The 18,982-nt window shown below is 59.9% G+C and carries 16 protein-coding genes; 9 read left to right on the forward strand and 7 right to left on the reverse strand.

The window, feature by feature from the left end; all coding sequences use genetic code 11:
• The first annotated feature begins 88 nt into the window (after window positions 1–88).
• Entirely contained in the window at window positions 89–1,204 is a 1,116-nt protein-coding gene (tsaD, locus tag AD948_RS05480) for a tRNA (adenosine(37)-N6)-threonylcarbamoyltransferase complex transferase subunit TsaD (RefSeq protein ID WP_061471060.1), read from the forward strand.
• Window positions 1,201–2,022 carry a 23S rRNA (adenine(2030)-N(6))-methyltransferase RlmJ gene (locus AD948_RS05485; RefSeq protein ID WP_061471041.1) on the forward strand — a complete coding sequence of 274 codons (822 nt, stop codon included), beginning with the start codon at window positions 1,201–1,203 and terminating at the stop codon, window positions 2,020–2,022. The genes tsaD and AD948_RS05485 overlap by 4 nt, the downstream gene beginning before the upstream one ends.
• Before the next feature lie 156 nt (window positions 2,023–2,178).
• On the opposite strand, the gene AD948_RS05490 is transcribed toward AD948_RS05485, so the two are convergent.
• Genes AD948_RS05490 through AD948_RS05500 form a run of 3 tightly spaced genes read right to left on the reverse strand, consistent with a single transcriptional unit; the run spans window position 2,179 to window position 6,678 of the window.
• Window positions 2,179–2,910, reverse strand: a complete 732-nt coding sequence (locus tag AD948_RS05490; RefSeq protein WP_006558789.1) for a MarC family protein — start codon at window positions 2,908–2,910, stop codon at window positions 2,179–2,181.
• Window positions 2,911–2,958: 48 nt separating this feature from the next.
• Entirely contained in the window at window positions 2,959–5,031 is a 2,073-nt protein-coding gene (locus AD948_RS05495) for a lysylphosphatidylglycerol synthase domain-containing protein (RefSeq protein WP_152833945.1), read from the reverse strand.
• Window positions 5,032–5,049: 18 nt separating this feature from the next.
• Window positions 5,050–6,678: a lysine--tRNA ligase gene (locus AD948_RS05500; RefSeq protein ID WP_061471061.1), complete on the reverse strand. Its 1,629-nt coding sequence runs from the start codon at window positions 6,676–6,678 to the stop codon at window positions 5,050–5,052.
• A 165-nt stretch (window positions 6,679–6,843) separates the two neighbouring features.
• Here AD948_RS05500 and AD948_RS05505 point away from each other — a divergent pair, with 165 nt between their 5' ends.
• Window positions 6,844–7,596 (forward strand): competence/damage-inducible protein A, encoded by a 753-nt coding sequence (locus AD948_RS05505; RefSeq protein ID WP_061471042.1) that lies wholly within the window; start codon window positions 6,844–6,846, stop codon window positions 7,594–7,596.
• A 25-nt stretch (window positions 7,597–7,621) separates the two neighbouring features.
• On the opposite strand, the gene AD948_RS05510 is transcribed toward AD948_RS05505, so the two are convergent.
• The 3 genes from AD948_RS05510 to AD948_RS05520 all read right to left on the reverse strand — a co-directional run bounded on the left by AD948_RS05510 (window position 7,622) and on the right by AD948_RS05520 (window position 9,905).
• The gene (locus AD948_RS05510) at window positions 7,622–8,578 is read right to left on the reverse strand and encodes an acetyl-CoA carboxylase carboxyltransferase subunit alpha (protein ID WP_039904497.1); all 957 of its coding nucleotides are present in this window, start codon (window positions 8,576–8,578) and stop codon (window positions 7,622–7,624) included.
• Window positions 8,579–8,649: 71 nt separating this feature from the next.
• Complete coding sequence (locus AD948_RS05515; protein ID WP_061471043.1) at window positions 8,650–9,585, reverse strand: site-specific tyrosine recombinase XerD; 936 nt, start codon at window positions 9,583–9,585, stop codon at window positions 8,650–8,652.
• Window positions 9,586–9,602: 17 nt separating this feature from the next.
• Complete coding sequence (locus AD948_RS05520; RefSeq protein ID WP_061471044.1) at window positions 9,603–9,905, reverse strand: hypothetical protein; 303 nt, start codon at window positions 9,903–9,905, stop codon at window positions 9,603–9,605.
• A 64-nt stretch (window positions 9,906–9,969) separates the two neighbouring features.
• Between AD948_RS05520 and aroB the strand changes: the two genes are divergently transcribed.
• The 6 genes from aroB (at window position 9,970) to AD948_RS05550 (ending at window position 18,480) form a co-directional block, all read left to right on the forward strand.
• Window positions 9,970–11,703 (forward strand): 3-dehydroquinate synthase, encoded by a 1,734-nt coding sequence (aroB, locus tag AD948_RS05525; protein WP_082666762.1) that lies wholly within the window; start codon window positions 9,970–9,972, stop codon window positions 11,701–11,703.
• A gap of 336 nt (window positions 11,704–12,039) precedes the next feature.
• Window positions 12,040–13,176 carry an OmpA family protein gene (locus tag AD948_RS05530; protein WP_061471045.1) on the forward strand — a complete coding sequence of 379 codons (1,137 nt, stop codon included), beginning with the start codon at window positions 12,040–12,042 and terminating at the stop codon, window positions 13,174–13,176.
• Between the two features lie 148 nt (window positions 13,177–13,324).
• Window positions 13,325–13,783, forward strand: a complete 459-nt coding sequence (locus tag AD948_RS05535; RefSeq protein ID WP_156478946.1) for a GtrA family protein — start codon at window positions 13,325–13,327, stop codon at window positions 13,781–13,783.
• Window positions 13,784–13,990: 207 nt separating this feature from the next.
• Window positions 13,991–16,636: an alanine--tRNA ligase gene (gene alaS / locus AD948_RS05540; protein WP_061471062.1), complete on the forward strand. Its 2,646-nt coding sequence runs from the start codon at window positions 13,991–13,993 to the stop codon at window positions 16,634–16,636.
• Between the two features lie 81 nt (window positions 16,637–16,717).
• Window positions 16,718–17,407, forward strand: coding sequence for a phosphatidylserine decarboxylase (locus tag AD948_RS05545; protein ID WP_061471047.1), 690 nt, complete (start codon window positions 16,718–16,720; stop codon window positions 17,405–17,407).
• 137 nt (window positions 17,408–17,544) lie between these two features.
• A complete protein-coding gene (locus AD948_RS05550; RefSeq protein WP_408736055.1) occupies window positions 17,545–18,480 on the forward strand; it encodes a CDP-alcohol phosphatidyltransferase family protein in 936 nt (311 codons plus the stop codon).
• On the opposite strand, the gene AD948_RS05555 is transcribed toward AD948_RS05550, so the two are convergent.
• Entirely contained in the window at window positions 18,441–18,962 is a 522-nt protein-coding gene (locus AD948_RS05555; protein ID WP_061471048.1) for an NADH-quinone oxidoreductase subunit B family protein, read from the reverse strand. The genes AD948_RS05550 and AD948_RS05555 overlap by 40 nt on opposite strands.
• Between the last annotated feature and the right edge of the window lie 20 nt (window positions 18,963–18,982).

The following is an 18,982-nucleotide window of genomic DNA, read 5'->3' on the forward strand; positions in this document are numbered from 1 at the left end:
TCATCACAGGAAGATTCTATGGCGAGCACTGGCCCCGGCATATCCTGAAAAAACCATGAACCTTTCAAATTCAGCCTCTGAGCACAGCATGCCCGACCCTACTTCCAGCACACACGCCGCACCCATGCCGGGGCCAGTGCTCGCCATAGAATCTTCCTGTGATGAAACCGCCTGCGCGATTCTCTCCGCTAGTGGCGAGTGCCTCGCCCAACGGGTTGTGTCTCAGGACGGTCATGCAGATTTCGGGGGGGTGGTGCCAGAAATTGCCGCACGCGCCCATCTGGCTCTACTGCCGGGACTCGTGCAGGCCACCTTGCAGGATGCGGGCCTCACACCCCAGCAGGTCGGGCTGATTGCCGCCAGCACGGGGCCGGGGCTGATTGGGGGGCTGATTGTTGGCAGCGGTTTCGCCAAGGGCATGGCGCTGGCGCTGGGCAAGCCCTTTGTGGCGGTCAACCATGTGGAAGCGCATGCCCTGACAGCCCGCCTGCCTGGCCTTGTGCCCGGTGGCGCGGCCTTCCCCTATCTGCTGCTGCTTGTTTCCGGCGGCCATTGTCAGTGCATTGCCGTGGAAGGGGTAGGCCGTTACCGCAAATTGGGCGGCACGATTGACGATGCTGCGGGCGAGGCGTTTGACAAGGTCGCCAAAATGCTCGGCCTTGGCTGGCCTGGTGGCCCGGCACTGGAAAAACTGGCACGGGAGGGAGACCCCACGGCCATTCCGCTCCCGCGTCCCCTCATGGGCCGTGAAGGCTGTGATTTCTCGTTCTCCGGCCTGAAAACAGCCATTGCGCAGAAACTGGCCCCATATGGGCAAGCTCCCCTACCCCGTCAGTTTGCGGCGGATCTGGCTGCCTCCTTCCAGCAGGCCGTTGCTGATGTGGTCGCCAACCGGATGGAACATGCCCTGCGCATGATGCCTGAAGCCAGACTGCTGGTTGCCGCTGGCGGTGTTGCCGCCAATACGGTGCTCCGTGCCCGGCTGGAAGATGTAGCCGCCCGGCACGGTTTGCAATTTGCCGCCCCGCCCCTGCGCCTGTGCACGGATAACGCCGTGATGGTGGGTTGGGCGGCACTGGAAACCTGCCGTGAAGCCGCCGAACGCGGCCTGCCACAGCCCGACGACGCAACCCTCCGCCCTCGCCCCCGCTGGCCGCTGGAAGACATGGCCGCCCGCTTCGCCCCGCAGGATATCCCGGCATGAACTATCGCCACGCCTACCACGCCGGAAACTTTGCCGACTGCATGAAGCATGCGCTTCTGGTGTCACTGATTAGCAGTTTTCTGCGCAAACCCACGCCCTTCATGGTGCTGGATACGCATGCGGGTATCGGCCGGTATGATCTGCGCTGCGAGGAAGCCGAAAAAACACAGGAATGGCGGACCGGCATCGGGCTTTTGACAGAAGAAGGGCCTGACAGTCCGCTCGCGCCGTGGCTGGATCTGGTCAGGAAAGCGGGCGGCCTGGAGATATATCCCGGTTCACCTTTGCTGGTCTCCATGATGTTGCGGGAGCACGATCACCTGATCTGCTGCGAAAAACATCCCGAAGACAAACGCAGACTCTATGGCGTCTTTACCCGCACCCCGAATGTCACCGTGCATGAGCGCGATGGGTATGAGGCCTTGCGGGCTCTCCTCCCGCCGCAAACAGCCAAACGGGGCCTTGTGCTGATTGACCCGCCATTTGAAGAGCCCAACGAGTTCGCTCGGCTGGAAAACGCCGTGCAGACCATTCAGGCCCGCTTCTCCAATGGGATGATCGCCATCTGGTATCCCATCAAACATCGGACACCCGTACGGGCGTTTCATATGGCGTTGCAGGATGCGGGAGTGCGAGACATTCTGGCTGCAGAATTGCTGATGCGCCCTCCGGTTGATCCGGACCGGCTGAACGGGTCCGGTCTGCTGGTTATCAAACCGCCCTTTGGCTTTGCCGAACAGGCGAAAGCGCAGCTTGAACGGTTAAAAACCCGGCTTAACGCGCATGAATGGTCTGTTACGCAGATTGTGCCCGAATAGGACTGAAAGCCTCAGAGGGCATCTACTCTCCCGCCGTTGAGGGCAGGCGGGAGTTTCCAAAGCAGAAGGGCCTCGGCTGAAGTCGGATACACTGCAACCAACGCAGCCTTCTGCCGTCAGGGCCTCACAGCACTTTTGAGAAGAAGACGGTGGAAATCAGGCCGTCTTCATATGCTGCCAGATTTCCACAGCAAAACCCTGCACACCGGCAGCAAGAATCTGCACACCAATGCACAGCAGGACCAATGCGGCCAGACGGCTGACAATGCGGGTACCTGTCACGCCCAGCATGGACACCAGCTTTTCAGAGCCAGAATAGGCGGCCCATACAATCAGCACCACGCAGACAGCAGCAATGGTGATGCCCAGTTCATAGGCCAGAAAAGATTCGCCTGCCGGGCAACCTGATCCCAATGCAATGGCGACGGCAATGGTGCCCGGCCCCACCGTAAACGGCATGGCCAGCGGAAAAAACGCAGAATCTGACCAGTTGGGGGACATGACGGTCTTGCCGCCTTGCAGAGCCTGTTTTTCCTTCTTTGCTTCCATGCTTTCCGGGCTTTGCAGCAGATTCCAGGCCCGAACAGCCACCACCAGGCCACCTGCCACCCGCAAGGCGCTGACGGTAATGCCAAAGAACACCAGCACCTTGCCGCCCAGCCAGATGGACACCAGCATCAGCACAAAAGAATAGAACGCAACCAGCTTGGCCAATGCCAGAATTTCACGCCGGGAACGGCCTGTGGTGGCCTGCGCGAAAATAAGCGAGGCACCAAGCGGATTGACGATGGAGAACAGGGCCGGAAAGGCCAGCAGAAAGGATGTGGTTGCCGTGGCAACCGGCATAACGCCTCCCGGCAGGAAGGAGGCGGTAAAGTGAGCAGACATCCCTTAACCCAGCTTATGCGGCCCCAGAGGAAGCCTCTCGAAAAATGGTCATGACGCCGGGACAGGAGGCTCGGCATCGCCGTCCTTATAGGCGGCGATCACACGAGAAGCGAGCGCAATATCATCCGCCGGGCAACAGAAATTCAGCCCCTCGCTTCCCTCCAGCGGCCAGACATTCAGCCCGATATCATCGTAAATGCGCACAAAGGTGTTGCCTACCTGCCAGAACACGGGCTTCAGCCCTTCCTGCAAGGCCACATCCCGCAGCCGCCAGATGGCAGAAACACTATCATCTTCGGAACCCGCAGGGTCGCCCAGCCCCACCAGAAATTCACCACAGCGGCACAGGGGAATAACGGCCTCACCGGCTTCACCCGTCACATAGCCTTCCGGATGCATGTCCTGCACAGTGGGGAGCGCATGATCAAGCGTGTGATAACGCTCATAGGCTTCGGCATCCCATTCCTGGATGGCAATGCGCCCCGGCAGCATAAGCCGCCCGATGACCACCAGAGCCAGCAGCACAGCAAGGGCCACCGTCCACCGTGCGGCACCGGATGCAGGGAAAACAAACACCATCTGCCACCAGCTTCCCGCCCCATGCCGCGTGGCCAGCGCAATCACACACCCGAACAGCAACAGCAGAGACAACAGCGTGGACGCTGAAAGAGGTTCGCTCAACAGGCGCGCGTGGCGATAGTAGCAAGACCGGAAGGGAGCGATGAGAAACGCGGACAACCCAAGCATGACCGGCACAAAAACCGTATTGCCCCGCAGGAAGGTCATGACAGCAGCCATCACCAGCAGAAGCAGCGTGCCGCGCCATGCCAGCGTCACCCGTTGGGAGAGACCAATGCCCAGCCCGATCAGCCCTACCCCCATCAGCGAGAGCAGATAGGTGCTGATTGCCCCCACCCAGCCGAACCACGGCCCCTGCACCACCGCGTATTTGGCCACGGGGTCCAGCAACACCAGACACACCAGCATGATGCCGCACAAGGAGACCGTGCCTGTTGCCACGGCAACGGAGAACCCGGCTTCACTTTCACGCACCAGTTGGCTGGGGCGCACCCGGCGCGGTTGGTCGGGATGTGCCTGCTTCTTGCGCTTCTTGGCCGCCAGCGCATCATCACCACGCAGGAACAGTTCATGCGCGGCAAACATGATACCCGCCAGAAAAAGCGGAACAATGTAGTAGAACAGGCGGAAAATAAGCACGACGCCCAAAATCTGCGGCGCGGGCATATAAGGCCCCAGCGCCAGCAGCATCGCACCATCAAACACGCCAAGACCACCCGGCACGCTCGCCACCAGTCCGGCCGTGTAGGAGGCGATATAGATGGCCAGAAAAGACCCGTAATCTATCCCGGCTTCAGGTGGCAGCAGCACAAAGGCAATGGCAGCCGTTGCCGCCACATCCGCTGCGGCAACCACTGTCTGCAATACCGCCATGGTAGGAGACGGAAGGGAGATGGTCCATTTGCGGAAGGTGAACTCCCTTACCCGGAAGGCCAGCCCGATATAAGCCAGCACCACCAGCCACAGCAGCACACCCACAAGCGTGAGCACCGCCCCAGGCACATGGTTGCCCGCCATGGGAATGACTGAGGGCTCCCAGATCAGCACACCACCAATCAGCACCGCCGCCCCAAGCAGATAGGTGGCGGAACAGAAGGCGATAATCTGCGCAATGGCGAAGGAGCCTACCCCCCAGTTACGGTACAGCCTGTAGCGTACCGCCGCCCCGGAAACCGCAGAAAATCCGAGATTGTGGGAGAGCACGTAAGAACAGAAAGCCGCAAACGCCGTGCGGCGGTAGGACAACTGTCCATACCCCACCTGCACCACGGCCAACCGATCATAAAACGAGAGCACAAAATAGGACAGAAAGGTGCACGCCACGCCCAGCCACACCCGCTTGCCGGGAATGGCCTCCATGGCGTGACGGATATCGGCAATACGCAGGTGCCGCAGTTCATGCTGCACCACGGCAATGGCGGCCACCATAAGCAGCAGCCCCACAAGATGCGGCAGGTGCTTCAGCCACCGCCGCCATCCCTGAGGTTTAGGCTTGTGTTCCGGCTCCTGTCCTTGCGGTGATGAGGATACAGTCTTCACCATGGAGACAAAAACCCGCGCTTAGGCCTGCTGCTCTCGCAGCAATGCGGCCTCAATCAGCGCCACGGTTTCATGCACGCCATAAAGGGCGACAAACCCCCCAAAGCGTGGTCCTTCCTTCTGACCCAGCAGAACTTCATACAGACAGCCGAACCAGCTCCGCAGCGGTTCAAATGTGTGCCGCTTGCCAATCTCGAACACCAGATTCTGCAAGGTGGCAGCATCCGCCGCTTCACCTTCATACCCACGCAGGCTGTTCGCCAGATCAACCAGCGCTGTGCGTTCCTTGTCCGTTGGGGCACGGAAGGTTTTGGCCGGACGCACAAAGTCGGCGTAATAGGCAATGGCGTGCTGCACCAGACACGCCAGCATGGGGTGTGTTTCGGGCGAAACCGTTGCGTCGTACCGGCGGATAAAGCCCCACAGCACTTCCGGGGTTTCCGCATTGGCCACACTGGCCAGATTCAGCAACATGCCGAAGGAGACCGGAGAGCCTGCGTTTTCGGCAATTTCACCCTTGTTAATGAACCACGCCGGATTGGCACGCAGGTCATTCCCCGTGGGGTCTGCGGCCTGAAGCGCCTTGGCCTTTTCAACATGGGTCAGATAATCGTCCGCCGTTTTGGGGATGACATCAAAATACAGCCGCTTGGCGCGTTGCGGCTGATTGAACATGAATTGCCCAAGGCTTTCCTGCGGCGCATAACGCAGCCATTCTTCCACAGAAAGCCCATTCCCCTTGGACTTGGAGATCTTCTGGCCGTTCTCGTCCAGAAAAAGCTCATAGGTCAGACCAGCAGGGGGCTCGCCCCCCAGAATACGGCAGATGCGGCCAGACAGGCGTACGCTATCAATCAGATCCTTGCCGGACATTTCATAATCCACGCCAAGCGCGTACCAGCGCATGGCCCAGTCCGCCTTCCACTGCATCTTGGCATGGCCACCGGTTACGGGCGTTTCAAACTGTTCGCCCGTGGCGGGGTCTGTCCAGCGCACCGTGCCAGCTTCCGGGTTCACGGCGTCCATTTTCACCTGCATCACCTCACCCGTGCGCGGGTGGAGGGGCAGTACGGGTGAGTACGTGGCGCGGCGGTCTGGCCCGAGAGTGGGAGCAATCACGCCCACCACTTCTTCATGCACTTCAAGAACGCGCTTCAGCGCCGCATCAAACCTGCCGGTGGTATAATACTGGGTGGATGACGCAAATTCGTAATCAAAGCCGAAGCTGTCCAGAAAACTGCACAGGCGCGCGTTGTTGTGGGCCGCAAACGACTCGTGCGTACCAAACGGATCGGGCACGCGGGAGAGCGGCTGGCCGATAAACTTTTCCAGCATCTCGCGGTTGGGCACGTTGTCCGGCACCTTCCGCAACGCATCCATGTCATCAGAAAACGCCAGCAGCCGGGATGGGCGGCCGGTCAGCGCCGTATAGGCCTGCCGCACCCAGGATGTGCGCGCAACCTCGCCAAACGTGCCGATATGCGGCAGGCCAGAAGGGCCATAGCCGGTTTCAAGCAGGGCGGGCCGTGCATCATCATCCGCCCCGGCTTTAGCCGTACGGGCCTCAACATGCGTGGCAAGTTTCTGCGCCTCTTCAAAGGGCCAGGCGCGCGGAAGGGTGGGTTCGGTTTTTGTACGGCTATCTGACATGGCGCGAAAGCTATGAACTGGGCAGCGGCTGGTCAATCCATAAACACACACAGCCTGCGGTGTGTTTGCGCTTTTCTGAAGCATTGACCCCGCAGAAAGCCCGTTCCATCCTGCCACACATCTTCTGCTCCCCACCATCAGACCTTGCTGAAAGGACCGATTTTCATGGGTCGTATCGCTGCCCTTATTCTGATCGGGAACGAAATCCTGTCTGGCCGCACCCGGGACGACAACATCCAGTTTCTGGCCACAAACCTAGGGGAACTGGGCATTCCCCTGCGGGAAATCCGCGTCATTCCAGACGTGCGGGAAACGATTGTAAACACGGTTGTGGACTTCCGTGCCCGATTTGACGAGGTGTTCACCACCGGCGGCATCGGCCCAACGCACGATGATATTACCTCCCCCTGTGTGGCAGAGGCATTTGGGGTGCCATGGGAATTCCACCCGGCAACCTATGACATGCTGAAAGAACAGTTTGGTGAGGACTTCAACGCGGCCCGCCAGCGCATGGCCAAACTACCCCGCGGCGCAGTACCCATCCCCAACCCAGTCTCCCGCGCGCCGGGGTTCAGCATTGGCAACGTGCATGTCATGGCTGGGGTGCCCCGCATCATGCGGGCGATGTTCCATGAACTTGCCCCCACCCTCAAACGTGGCAACCCCGTGTTTTCCCGCACCTGGTACACCACCTCCCTGTTTGAAGGCACGATTGCGGACGGGCTGGAAGCCATCCAGAACCGGTTTCCGGCGCTGGATCTGGGGTCCTACCCCTTCCATCGGGATGATGGACGCCGGGGTGTGGCGCTGGTTGCCAAAGGCCAGAATACGGATGATGTGAATGAGGCTGCTCGGGCCATTTACACGCTGATCAAAGAAAAGGGCGGTGACCCCATTGAAGGAGAACCACCGCCCTGATCCGGTCAGTTAGGGAAAAGCCTGATCAGCTCAGGCTTTCACGCCCCATTGCCAGAAATTTCTCACGCCGCAGTTCTTTCAGGCGTGCAGGAGCCAGAGGCACAAGCTCCTTCAGTTCATCGCCCAGAGCCTGCTTGACTGCATCAAGCGCTTCCTGCGGGGCACGCTGGGCACCACCAATCGGCTCTGGAATAATCCGGTCGATCAAACCCAGACGATAAAGATCCTGCGCCGTCAGTTTCAGGGTTTCAGCCGCCGTGCTAGCCTGTTTTGGATCACGCCACAAAATGGAGGCGCAGGCTTCAGGCGAAATCACGGAATAGATGGCGTGTTCCAGCATCATGACACGGTCTCCCGCGCCGAGAGCCACGGCCCCGCCTGAGCCGCCTTCCCCAATCACGGTCGCAATCAGCGGCACAGGCGCTTCAAGACAGACTTCAATAGAACGGGCGATCGCTTCCGCCTGCCCACGTTCTTCCGCGTCAATACCGGGCCATGCGCCAGCGGTATCAATAAAGGTGAGAATCGGCAGGTTGAACCGTCCGGCCAGCTTCATCAGGCGCTGCGCCTTACGGTACCCCTCCGGCCGCGCCATGCCAAAATTATGGGCAAGGCGTGTTTCAAGATCAGAACCACGTTCCGTCCCGATCACCACCACGGGCATACCATCAAAGCGGCCAATACCGCCGATAATGGCTTTATCATCCGCATACAGCCGATCCCCTGCCAAAGGCGTGAATTCGGTCAGCAGGGCATTGATATAGTCCTGCGTGTGCGGACGCTGCGCATGACGGGCCACCTGCACCTTCTGCCATGGCGTGAGCTTGGCATAGATGGAACGCAGATGCTTTTCCGCCTTTTCCTGAAGGCGGGCCGTCTCTTCTGCAATATTGACCCCGTTCGGGTCGGTCATTTGCCGCAGTTCGTCGATCTTGTTCTCAAGTTCGGCGACGGGCTTTTCGAAATCCAGGAACTGACGCATGGGCAAAGCGGATAGCACAGTCACGCGTAAAACCAAGCCACTTCGTGCATCATGCTTGGCATGAAGGCAGTTCAGCCTGCTTTTTCGCGCGTTTTTTCGCTCTGTGTGGCAAGCGGGTGATAGGTTTCCACCACCTTTTTCAGCCGTTCGGTCTGAACATGCGTGTAAATCTGGGTGGTGGCGATATCCGCGTGCCCCAGCAGCATCTGCAACGCCCGCAGGTCTGCCCCATGCGCCAGCAGATGCGTTGCAAAGGAATGGCGCAGCACATGCGGAGAAAGCCGGGCAGGATCAATCCCGGCCTGACAGCCCACTTCATGCAGGATTTTATCAAAGGCCTGCCGGGTAAGGGGGCGGCGCGTATCCCGGCCCGGAAACAACCAGGGGCTTTGCAACGCCTGATCCCATACTCGCAATGCCAGAGCAGCCTCCCGCGCACTGGCCGAGATGGGCACCAGACGTTCCCGCCCGCCTTTCCCGCGAATCACCAGCATAGGCTTTTCGTTTTTCAGGGCATCGGCAGGAAGGGTGAGCAGTTCTGAAATCCGCAGGCCGGAGGCGTAGAGCAATTCCAGCGCCGCCCGCGCCACCAACGCCCGGCGCTGTTTGGCCGGAGAAGCCTCGGCGGGGGCTACACAAGCCTCGATCAGCGCCACGACCTCCGATTCGGAGAGGAAATGCGGCAGGGTCGATTCCGGCTGAGGCGATTCCAGATGGGCGGCGGGATTATCGGCCCGCATCCCTTCGCGCAGCAGAAACAGATAAAACTGCCTGATGCAGGAAAGCCGACGCGCCACAGTGCGCCGCGCCTGCCCTTCCGCCCCCAGGTCAGCCATCCATGCAGCCAGACTGCTGGTATCGGCCTCGATAAGAGACATACCCTGCGCCGCCAGAAAGGCGGAGCAGGACTCCAGATCAGCCGCGTAGGCAGAAAGCGTGTTCGGCGCGGCGGCCCGTTCTGCCGCCAGCATTTCCAGAAACAGCTCCGTCTCGCGGCTGCCGGACATTTTTTACTCCAGCGCCCTTATTTTTGCGCGGGGGCAGCAGGAGCTGAAACGGCCGGTGCGCCAGCAGGAGCAGCCGGAACGGCGGCGGCCGGTGCTGTAGCAGGCTGCTGCACCGGCACAACCGGGGTAACAACAGGCGCAGGCGGCGGAGCCGGAACCGGGGCCATTGGGGCCGGTGCGGCCGCAGGCGGAGCCGCCAACGCGACATCACGATGCACGGCCTGAGGCACAGGGGCGTGGGCTGTCAGGCCAAGTGCTGCAAACCCGCCCACCAAGGCAACGCAGACCGCGGCTGCAACAATAAGAACCGTACGGTTCATGAGGCTTTGCTCCATAACAACAGAGATAGGTGTGTTCTCCCTGCTCTATGGTAAGCTGCGTTTCATGTCATCACGTATCTCGTATCCCCCACACGATACGGCGGACCCACCGCCGATTCCGCTTGATCTGGAAAGGGTCGGCAACCGGCAGAGCACCGGGCTGATCCCCTCCGGGCGCAGCATTGTTCTTGTTGGCCTGATGGGCGCTGGCAAAACCACCATTGGCCGCAGGCTGGCCACGCGGCTGGGCCTGCCCTTTGTTGATGCCGATATTGAAATAGAACGTGCCGCTGGCTGCTCCATTGCCGATGTGTTTCGCCTGTATGGAGAAGCCGCCTTCCGTGACGGAGAGCGCCGCGTCATCCGCCGCCTGCTGGAAGGCCCGCCCATGGTGCTGGCCACCGGCGGCGGCGCCTATATGGACGCCAGCACCCGCAGCCTGGTGCGGGAGCGCGCCATTTCCATATGGCTACGCTGCCCCCTGCCCGTTCTGCTGCGCCGGGTTCAGGGGCGCAACCATCGCCCCCTGCTGAATGAAGCCCCCCCGCGTGATGTGCTGGCGCGGCTGATGACCGTCCGGCACCCCATTTATGCGGAAGCGGACATTATTGTTGATTGCGGAGACCACAACGTGGACCACAGCACTTCCCGCGTGATTGAGGCCATGGCCCTTTCCCGCCGCCCCGTGCGCCTGCCTGTCAGCCTGAGCCATACGTCTTATGATGTGGTGATCGGCACGGATCTGATCAGCCGGGCTGGCGCTTTGCTGGCACCAGTCCTGCCGCAGAAGCGTGTCGTCATCATCACGGATGAGAACGTGGCAGCGCTGCACCTGCCCCGCCTGGAAGCGTCCCTGCATGACACTGGCATCGCGTTCCGCACCCTTACCGTGCAACCGGGCGAGCAGTCCAAAAGCCTGGCCACCTATGAGCGGCTGGTTGATGCCATTCTGAAAGAAGGCGTGGAGCGCAAAACCACCATCATCGCCTTTGGCGGTGGCGTGGTGGGCGATCTTGCCGGTTTTATAGCCGCCACCACATTGCGCGGGCTGCCCTTTGTACAGATTCCCACCACTTTGCTTTCTCAGGTTGATTCGTCTGTCGGGGGCAAGACCGGCATTAACACCCGCTGGGGCAAGAATCTCCTCGGCGCGTTCCATCAGCCATTAAGTGTGCTGGCAGATGCGTCGGCACTGGCAACCCTACCCAAAAGGGAACTGATTGCGGGTTATGCCGAAATTGTGAAGTCCGGCCTGATTGGTGACCCCGCACTGTTTGAATGGTGTGAAAAACACGGGGAATCGGTCCTGAATTTTGACCCCGAAGCCCAGACAGAAGCCGTAAGGCAGGCCTGTGCCTTCAAAGCCCGCGTTGTGGCGGCGGATGAACGGGAACAACAAGGCACGGATGGGCGTGCCCTGCTGAATCTGGGCCACACGTTCGGCCACGCTCTGGAGGCTGAACTGGGTTATGACGGCCGCCTTCTACACGGTGAAGGAGTCTCCATAGGTCTGCGCCTAGCCTTTGCCTTGTCCGTCAAACTGGGCCTCTGCCCTCAGGCAGACCTGGAGCGGGTAACTGCCCATCTGGAGACGCTGGGCATGCCTGCACGCATTAGAGACCTGCCATACTCGTTCCGCGCAACAGACCTGATGGCCCACATGCAACGGGACAAGAAAATGCAGGATGGCCGTCTCTCATTTGTTCTGGTTCGTGGAATCGGCAAGGCTTTCACCTCACGAGATGTACCGGCTGAACTGGTGCGCGAAGTGCTGCTTGAAGATGGCTGCGCGCCCTAGAAAACCGCCACTTAACTTTACCCACCTGTGGCAATTAAGTATCCACGCCTCAATTCCGCCTTATTCAGACCGGAGAGAGGCGCGGCATTCGCTAATACGCAATGTTCATGGCAGGACGTTTAAGGCTGATTACTTCCACGCAACTGGAACATCTTGGGAAACCGAAATGAACTGTTGCAAATAAACCACGGTTATGGCTTCTAATCGTCAAGAGTATGAAGCTTCGGGTTTCTATTTTGGAACCGATCGTTTTATACGGCTTTAGGCATCTTGCTGGGTCTGACCGCTGAATGGTTGGCGGCAGAGTCGAACAGATGAAATATTGAGGACGAAAAAATGCGTCTCCGCACGGCGTTACTTGCAACGACATTGATGGCAGCGGCTCCGGCGGCCGCATCTGCCACCACAATTACAGGCCCGTATGTTGACCTGGGCGGTGGTTACAACCTGGTCCAGAATCAGCATGCTCACACTTCCGGTTTCGCCGGTGGTGACAGCTACACGAACGGCAGCTCCGCTCAGTACCGTCACAACACTGGTTTCACCGGTTTCGGTGCATTCGGCTGGGGCTTCGGCAACGGCCTGCGCGCTGAAGTTGAAGGCGTGTACAACTACTCCAACATTGATCACCGCAGCGGCGCTGCAGCGAGCCACACTCGCGGTAGTGACCAGTCCTACGGTGGCCTGATCAACCTGCTGTATGATATCGACCTGAAGCAGTTCGGTATCGATGCTCCGGTTACCCCGTTCGTTGGTATCGGTGCTGGCTACCTGTGGCAGCATTACAACCCGACACAGTCCAACTTCCGTAACGGCAACACCAGCCGTCTGGGCGGCACGAACGGTGGCTTTGCTTACCAGGGCATCGTCGGTGCGGCTTATGATGTTGGCGTTCCGGGCCTGCAGATCACCACGGAATACCGTATGATCGGCCAGCCGGGTTCCTTCACGGACGGTGCATTCACCTCCACGGCAAACTACACCAACGGTCAGCGCGGTCGTGGCAACACGAACTTCGATCACCGCTTCAACCACCAGTTCATCCTGGGTCTGCGCTACGCGTTCGATACGGCTCCGCCGCCGCCGCCGCCGGCTCCGGTTGTTGCTGCTCCGGCTCCGCTGCCGGCTCGCTCCTACCTGGTGTTCTTCGACTGGGATAAGTCTGTCCTGACGGCTCGCGCCCGCCAGATCGTTGCTGAAGCTGCTCAGGCTTCCACGCACGTTCAGACGACCCGCATCGAAGTTAACGGTTACACCGATAACTCCGCTGCTCACCCTGGCCCGCGCGGTGAAAAGTACAACCTGGGTCTGTCCCTGCGTCGTGCTGACAGCGTGAAGGCTGAACTGATCCGTGACGGCGTGCCGGCCACCGCGATCGACGTCCACGGTTATGGTGAATCCAAGCCGCTGGTGCCGACCGGCCCGAACACCCGCGAACCTCAGAACCGTCGCGTGGAAATCATCCTCCACTAATTCGGTCTGATCTTCGTGATCAAAAGAGGAGGCACCTTCGGGTGCCTCTTTTTTTGTCTTGTTTTCCCCTTCTCCTTTCGCGTAGGCCCATGGCGTGACCCAGACCGCCCCGTCTCCCCTCCCTTTTGGCCTGACCAAAACCAAGCTCATGCGGTTGCTGAAATTCGGCACCGTAGGCGGGTTAGGGTTTCTGTGGGATTCCGGCACGGTTTACGCGCTGCTTCCAGCAATCGGGCTCAGTGCTGCAACGTTGGTCGCCTATTTTGTCGCCGCCACATTGAACTGGCTGCTCAACCGGCTATGGACCTTCAAAGGCGTTGGCCTGCATGATCACCCGCTCCTGCAATGGCTGCGCTTTCTTACCGCCAACAGTTTTGGGTTCCTGCTTAATCGCGGCACGGTTTACACCCTGTTTTATACCGTGCCCCTGTGCGTAACCTACCCGGTGCTGGCTCTGGCAGCCGGTGCGCTGGCAGGCATGTTCGCCAATTTCAACCTCAGCCAGAAAATGGTGTTCAAGGAAAAACCACCTCAGTCCGCCCTGGAACTGGCCGAACTGAGCGTGGACGTTTCAACGTCACACAAAAACCCCACATCTGAGTCTTAATATGACGATAAGGCGGGGCTGAACGCTAACCCCTTCCGGTAACGCGCCGGGTGCGCTACATCTGGCAACGGGTTAAGGAAAGCTTGGGTGCTTTCTACCTGGCCGTGAGGACTTGTCCCTGAAGCAAACTTTTTTCGGAGCATCCGGAAAAGGCTGGCTTTGGGAATTCACGCGCCCAACCAGTTTCAGGACCGTCTGCCTCACGCCATGCTGACCACAAACGAAATTCGCACCACCTTTCTGGAGTATTTCGCCGGGAAAGGGCACCAGATTGTGCCTTCCTCTTCTCTGGTGCCGCGCAATGACCCCACCCTGCTTTTCACCAATGCGGGGATGGTGCAGTTCAAGAACGTGTTTACCGGACAGGAAACCCGCCCCTACTCACGCGCCACCACGGCGCAGAAAGTTGTGCGGGCAGGCGGCAAGCATAACGATCTGGATAACGTAGGCTATACAGCCCGGCACCACACCTTCTTTGAGATGATGGGCAATTTCTCCTTCGGTGATTATTTCAAGCCCGAAGCGATTGAACTCGCCTGGACATTGGTGACCAAGAATTTCGGCCTGCCGAAAGACAAACTGCTGGTGACCGTCTTCTCTGAAGATGAAGACGCCGCCGGACTGTGGCGCTCCATTGCGGGGCTGGATGACAGCCGCATTATCCGTATTCCCACGTCTGACAATTTCTGGCGGATGGGCGATACCGGCCCCTGCGGCCCCTGCTCCGAAATTTTCTTTGATCACGGCCCAGATGTTCCCGGTGGCCCCCCTGGCTCCCCTGATGAAGACGGGGACCGGTTTGTGGAAATCTGGAATCTGGTCTTCATGCAGTATTTTGAAGACCCGCCGGGCGTGCGCTCTCCGCTGCCCCGCCCTTCCATTGATACCGGCCTTGGTCTGGAACGCTTTGCCGCCATCATGCAGGGCAAGCGCGACAACTACGATACCGACACGTTTGTGGCTCTGATCCAGGCCTCTGCGGATCTGACCCACCAAAGCGTTGATGGCCCGTTCAAGTCCAGTCATCGCGTAGTGGCGGACCATCTGCGCTCAACAGCGTTCCTGATTGCCGATGGTGTTCTGCCCTCCAAGGATGGCCGAGGGTATGTGCTGCGCCGCATCATGCGCCGCGCCATGCGCCATCTGCACATGATGGGCACGCGCGAGCCCGTGTTCTACAAACTGCTGCCCGTGCTCATCCAGCAGATGGGTCAGGCTTATCCTGAACTGGTGCAGGGTGAAGCCCTGATCCGTGAAACCATGCGTGGTGAAGAAGAACGCTTCAAAGCCATGCTTGATCGCGGCCTGGGCCTGCTTGCGGAAGAAACCGACAAACTCACGCCGGGCGCTGCCCTGCCGGGTGATGTTGCCTTCCGCCTGTATGATACGTTCGGCTTCCCGCTTGACCTGACACAGGACGCCCTGCGCGGCAGCGGTCACCCGGTGGACGTGGAAGGCTTTGATGCCGCCATGACCGTACAGCGTGAACGCGCCCGTGCCTCCTGGGTAGGCTCTGGCGATACGGCGCTGGAAACTGTGTGGTTTGAAGCACGCGACAAGTTTGGTGCGTCTGAATTCCTTGGCTACAGCACAGAACAGGCTGATGGCGAAGTTCAGGCCGTGGTTGTGGGCAATGGCTTTGTGAAAGAAGCCCCGGTTGGTGCGGAAGTGGCCGTGCTGCTCAACCAGACCCCATTCTATGGAGAAAGTGGTGGGCAGGCCGGAGATACCGGCACCCTTACAGCGAACGGCCTGCGCATTGCCGTAACCGATACGCAGAAAAAAGCCGGTGATCTGATCGTGCATTATGGCACCGTGACCGAAGGCACACTGCGCCCCGGTCAGGCCGTAACCGCCACCGTGGATCATGACCGCCGCTCCGCCATTCGTGCGCATCACTCCGCCACGCATCTGCTGCATGAGGCCCTGCGCCGCAAGCTGGGCACGCATGTTGCCCAGAAAGGCAGCCTGAACACGCCAGACCGCCTGCGCTTTGACGTCAGCCAGCCGCGCCCCATCACGGCGGAAGAACTGGCGGAAGTGGAAGCTGAGGTGAATCGCCTGATCCGTGAGAACTCTCAGGTAGTCACCCGCTCCATGACGCCAGAAGAAGCCGTGGCTGAAGGAGCTATGGCCCTGTTTGGCGAAAAATACGGCGATGAAGTGCGCGTGGTTTCCATGGGCGGTGCCGATGGAAACAAAAGCGCATGGTCAATCGAACTCTGCGGGGGCACGCATGTGAACCGCACGGGCGATATCGGCCAGTTCCGCATTACGGCGGAAAACGGTGTTTCTGCTGGCGTGCGCCGTATTGAAGCCGTTGCAGGCAAAGCGGCTGAAACGCTTTCCCTCGCCAATGAGCAGCGCCTCAACCAGATGGCCGCCATGATGAAGGTGAGCGTCGCAGATGCACCGGAACGTCTGGCCCTGCTGCTGGAAGAGCGCCGCACCATGGAACGGCAGATTTCCCAGCTTCAGCGCCAGTTGGCAGCAGGCAATGCCGCCTCCGCCGGTGTGGAAGACGTTGGTGGCGTAAGATTGGCCAGCCGCAACGTGGGGGACACCGCCCCGCGTGAACTGAAAGGGCTTGCAGAAACCATTCTGAAGCAGGGCAATGCGGATGTTGTGGTGCTGATTTCAACAGCGGGTGACAAAGGCAGTGTTGTCGCTGCCGTGGCGCCGGAAACTGTTGAAAAAGTGGACGCCGTTGCCTTGGTGCGTGCGGCCAGTGTGGCCATGGGCGGCAAAGGTGGTGGTGGCCGACGGGACATGGCGCAGGCAGGCGGCCCCAATGCCGGCGCGGCAGATGCGGCCCTTACCGCCGTGCGTGAGGCGCTGGCAGGCGCGGCCTGACGCAGACCACAAACAGGGAACGGCTGGCACCCGCCCCTGTTTTCTGTTCATGCCCCGCCTCACTTGATAAGGACCAGCCTCATGTCTCTTCTTGCTTCGCTTAAAATGGTCATGGCCCCTCCCCACCCGGAGGCACGGCCTTTTCTTCTGGCCTCTGGTGCTGCCACGCTCGCCACACGCTATCTGGCCAGAAAGCTTTCCTGCCCCAAGCTCAAGCTCCTTGGCACCGCCAGTGGCCTGTTCTTCGGTTTCTGCCTGTATTTCTTCCGTGACCCGGAACGTATTACGCCTGCCCGCGCCGATGTTGCGGTAGCCCCCGCAGACGGACGCATTGTCTCGATTGAAAAAGTCGCCCCGCCAGCTGAACTGGGCATGAGCCCGGTGCCTGTATGGCGCATTGCCACGTTCCTGTCCGTGCTGGATGTGCATGTGAACAGAATACCCGCAGCAGGGACTGTTACCCGCATTGCCTATCATCCGGGCCAGTTTCTGAACGCCAGTCTGGACAAGGCGTCTGAACTGAACGAACGCAATGCCCTCAGCCTCACGCTGCCGGATGGCCGCATGATGGCCGTTGTACAGATTGCCGGCCTGGTAGCCCGCCGTATTGTGTGCAGTGTTACCGAAGGTATGCAGATGGAAGCGGGGGAACGGTTTGGCCTGATTCGCTTTGGCTCCCGCACGGACCTGTATCTGCCGCCGGGTGTGGAACCTCTGGTTTCTGTTGGCCAGACCATGGTGGGCGGTGAAACCGTGATGGCGCGTCTCTGATTCCCGTGACAGTGCACCCTCCTTCTTCCGCCTTCCCTTCTGATAACGGCGCACCGGCTGGCACCCTGGCCAATTCTGCCTCCACAGGGCACACTCCGCCTGATGGAGTGACGGAAACACCGGGCACCACATCCTCCATGGCAGGCAGCGCCATCCAGCCCGGCGCATCGCAAGATTCAGCCGCAGGTGGCTCTCAATCGGGCAGCCGGACGGAAGATCCGTCCCGCCCGCGCGGGCTGCGGCGCAAGCGGTTGCGTCGGCGTGTGCGGAACAAAATCAAGGGACCCTCCTTCAACCGGCTGATCCCGAATATTCTGACCATGCTTGGCTTGTGCGCCGGTTTGACCGGTATGCGCTTTGCCGTAGATGGCCGGTTTCAGGCGGCAGCCATTGCCCTGCTGATTTCAGCGTTCATTGATGGGCTGGATGGCCGTATTGCCCGCCTGCTGCGCGGGTCCACCCGATTTGGTGCGGAATTTGACAGCCTTTCAGATTTCCTCTGCTTTGGCGTGGCTCCCTCCTTCCTGCTGTATTTCTGGGCTTTGCGGGATGGCGGACGCTACGCTTTTCTGCCGTGCCTGATGTTTACGGTCTGTATGGCGCTGCGGCTGGCCCGGTTCAACGCAACGCTGGATGAAGCCGAGGAAAAGCCCAAATACGCCAGCAACTTCTTTACCGGCGTCCCGGCTCCGGCTGGGGCGGGGCTGGCCCTGTTCCCACTGTTTCTGGGGCTGGAAGCAGAAAAGCTGGATATTGTGTGGCTCTACAAGTTCACTCGTCTAGCCTATCTGCCCAGCTTTACATTGATCAGTACCGCATTTCTGCTGGTTTCCACCCTGCCGGTCTGGTCTTTCAAGAACTTCAAAGTGCCGGCTCATTTTGTGCTGCCCGTCATGCTGGGCACGGGAGCTTATGCTGCTGTTCTGGTTGCTGATCCATGGGGGGCGCTGGCAGCCGCCGGGGTTATTTACATGGCGCTGCTACCGTTGAGCCGCCTGAGCTTCTTCAAGCTGAAAAAAGCAGCGGAAGACCTTCAGGAAGAGGTGGAAGACGAACCCGCGCCGTCAGCCTGAACGGCTGCGGCACTGTCTTCCAACCGTTTTCCGAACAGGGAACACAGCCCTTCCAGCACATCCTGCGGAGAGGGCGGACAACCGGGAATGCGCAGATCAATCTGCACTTTCCGGTCCAACCCGCCCATAACGGCATAGCTCTCGGTAAAAATACCACCATCCACGGCGCAATTACCCACGCAGATCAGCCCCTTTGGGGTTGGCATGGCCTGCCATGCGGTTTCAAGAACAGGCATCATGGCGCGGGTCACGGCCCCCGTCACCAGCAGGGCATCTGCCGCACGGGGGGATTGCACAAAGCCAAACCCCGCACCCTGAGCATCGTACGGGCCTGTAGCCAGAGCCTGCAATTCCATGCCGCAGCCGCCACAGCCACCCGTATCCACATGGAACAGCAGCAGCGGCCAGCGTGGCCCCACCGGCTTGAGCCGCCCGCCACCCTGACGAAAGGCTGCATCGAAAACAGCGCGGATCAGGCCCATGGATGTGTGTCTTTCTTCAC

Source organism: Acetobacter senegalensis (assembly GCF_001580995.1).
In the GTDB taxonomy this organism is placed as follows: domain Bacteria; phylum Pseudomonadota; class Alphaproteobacteria; order Acetobacterales; family Acetobacteraceae; genus Acetobacter; species Acetobacter senegalensis.

Coding starts and splice junctions, on each gene's coding strand:
- AD948_RS05505 (WP_061471042.1), top strand. CDS start 6,844: ATGGGTCGTATCGCTGCCCTTATTCTGATCGGGAACGAAATCCTGTCT.
- AD948_RS05485 (WP_061471041.1), top strand. CDS start 1,201: ATGAACTATCGCCACGCCTACCACGCCGGAAACTTTGCCGACTGCATG.
- AD948_RS05515 (WP_061471043.1), bottom strand. CDS start 9,585: ATGTCCGGCAGCCGCGAGACGGAGCTGTTTCTGGAAATGCTGGCGGCA.
- AD948_RS05510 (WP_039904497.1), bottom strand. CDS start 8,578: ATGCGTCAGTTCCTGGATTTCGAAAAGCCCGTCGCCGAACTTGAGAAC.
- alaS (WP_061471062.1), top strand. CDS start 13,991: ATGCTGACCACAAACGAAATTCGCACCACCTTTCTGGAGTATTTCGCC.
- AD948_RS05545 (WP_061471047.1), top strand. CDS start 16,718: ATGTCTCTTCTTGCTTCGCTTAAAATGGTCATGGCCCCTCCCCACCCG.
- AD948_RS05530 (WP_061471045.1), top strand. CDS start 12,040: ATGCGTCTCCGCACGGCGTTACTTGCAACGACATTGATGGCAGCGGCT.
- AD948_RS05550 (WP_408736055.1), top strand. CDS start 17,545: ATGGCAGGCAGCGCCATCCAGCCCGGCGCATCGCAAGATTCAGCCGCA.
- AD948_RS05490 (WP_006558789.1), bottom strand. CDS start 2,910: ATGTCTGCTCACTTTACCGCCTCCTTCCTGCCGGGAGGCGTTATGCCG.
- AD948_RS05500 (WP_061471061.1), bottom strand. CDS start 6,678: ATGTCAGATAGCCGTACAAAAACCGAACCCACCCTTCCGCGCGCCTGG.
- AD948_RS05535 (WP_156478946.1), top strand. CDS start 13,325: ATGCGGTTGCTGAAATTCGGCACCGTAGGCGGGTTAGGGTTTCTGTGG.
- AD948_RS05520 (WP_061471044.1), bottom strand. CDS start 9,905: ATGAACCGTACGGTTCTTATTGTTGCAGCCGCGGTCTGCGTTGCCTTG.
- AD948_RS05555 (WP_061471048.1), bottom strand. CDS start 18,962: ATGGGCCTGATCCGCGCTGTTTTCGATGCAGCCTTTCGTCAGGGTGGC.
- tsaD (WP_061471060.1), top strand. CDS start 89: ATGCCCGACCCTACTTCCAGCACACACGCCGCACCCATGCCGGGGCCA.
- AD948_RS05495 (WP_152833945.1), bottom strand. CDS start 5,031: ATGGTGAAGACTGTATCCTCATCACCGCAAGGACAGGAGCCGGAACAC.
- aroB (WP_082666762.1), top strand. CDS start 9,970: ATGTCATCACGTATCTCGTATCCCCCACACGATACGGCGGACCCACCG.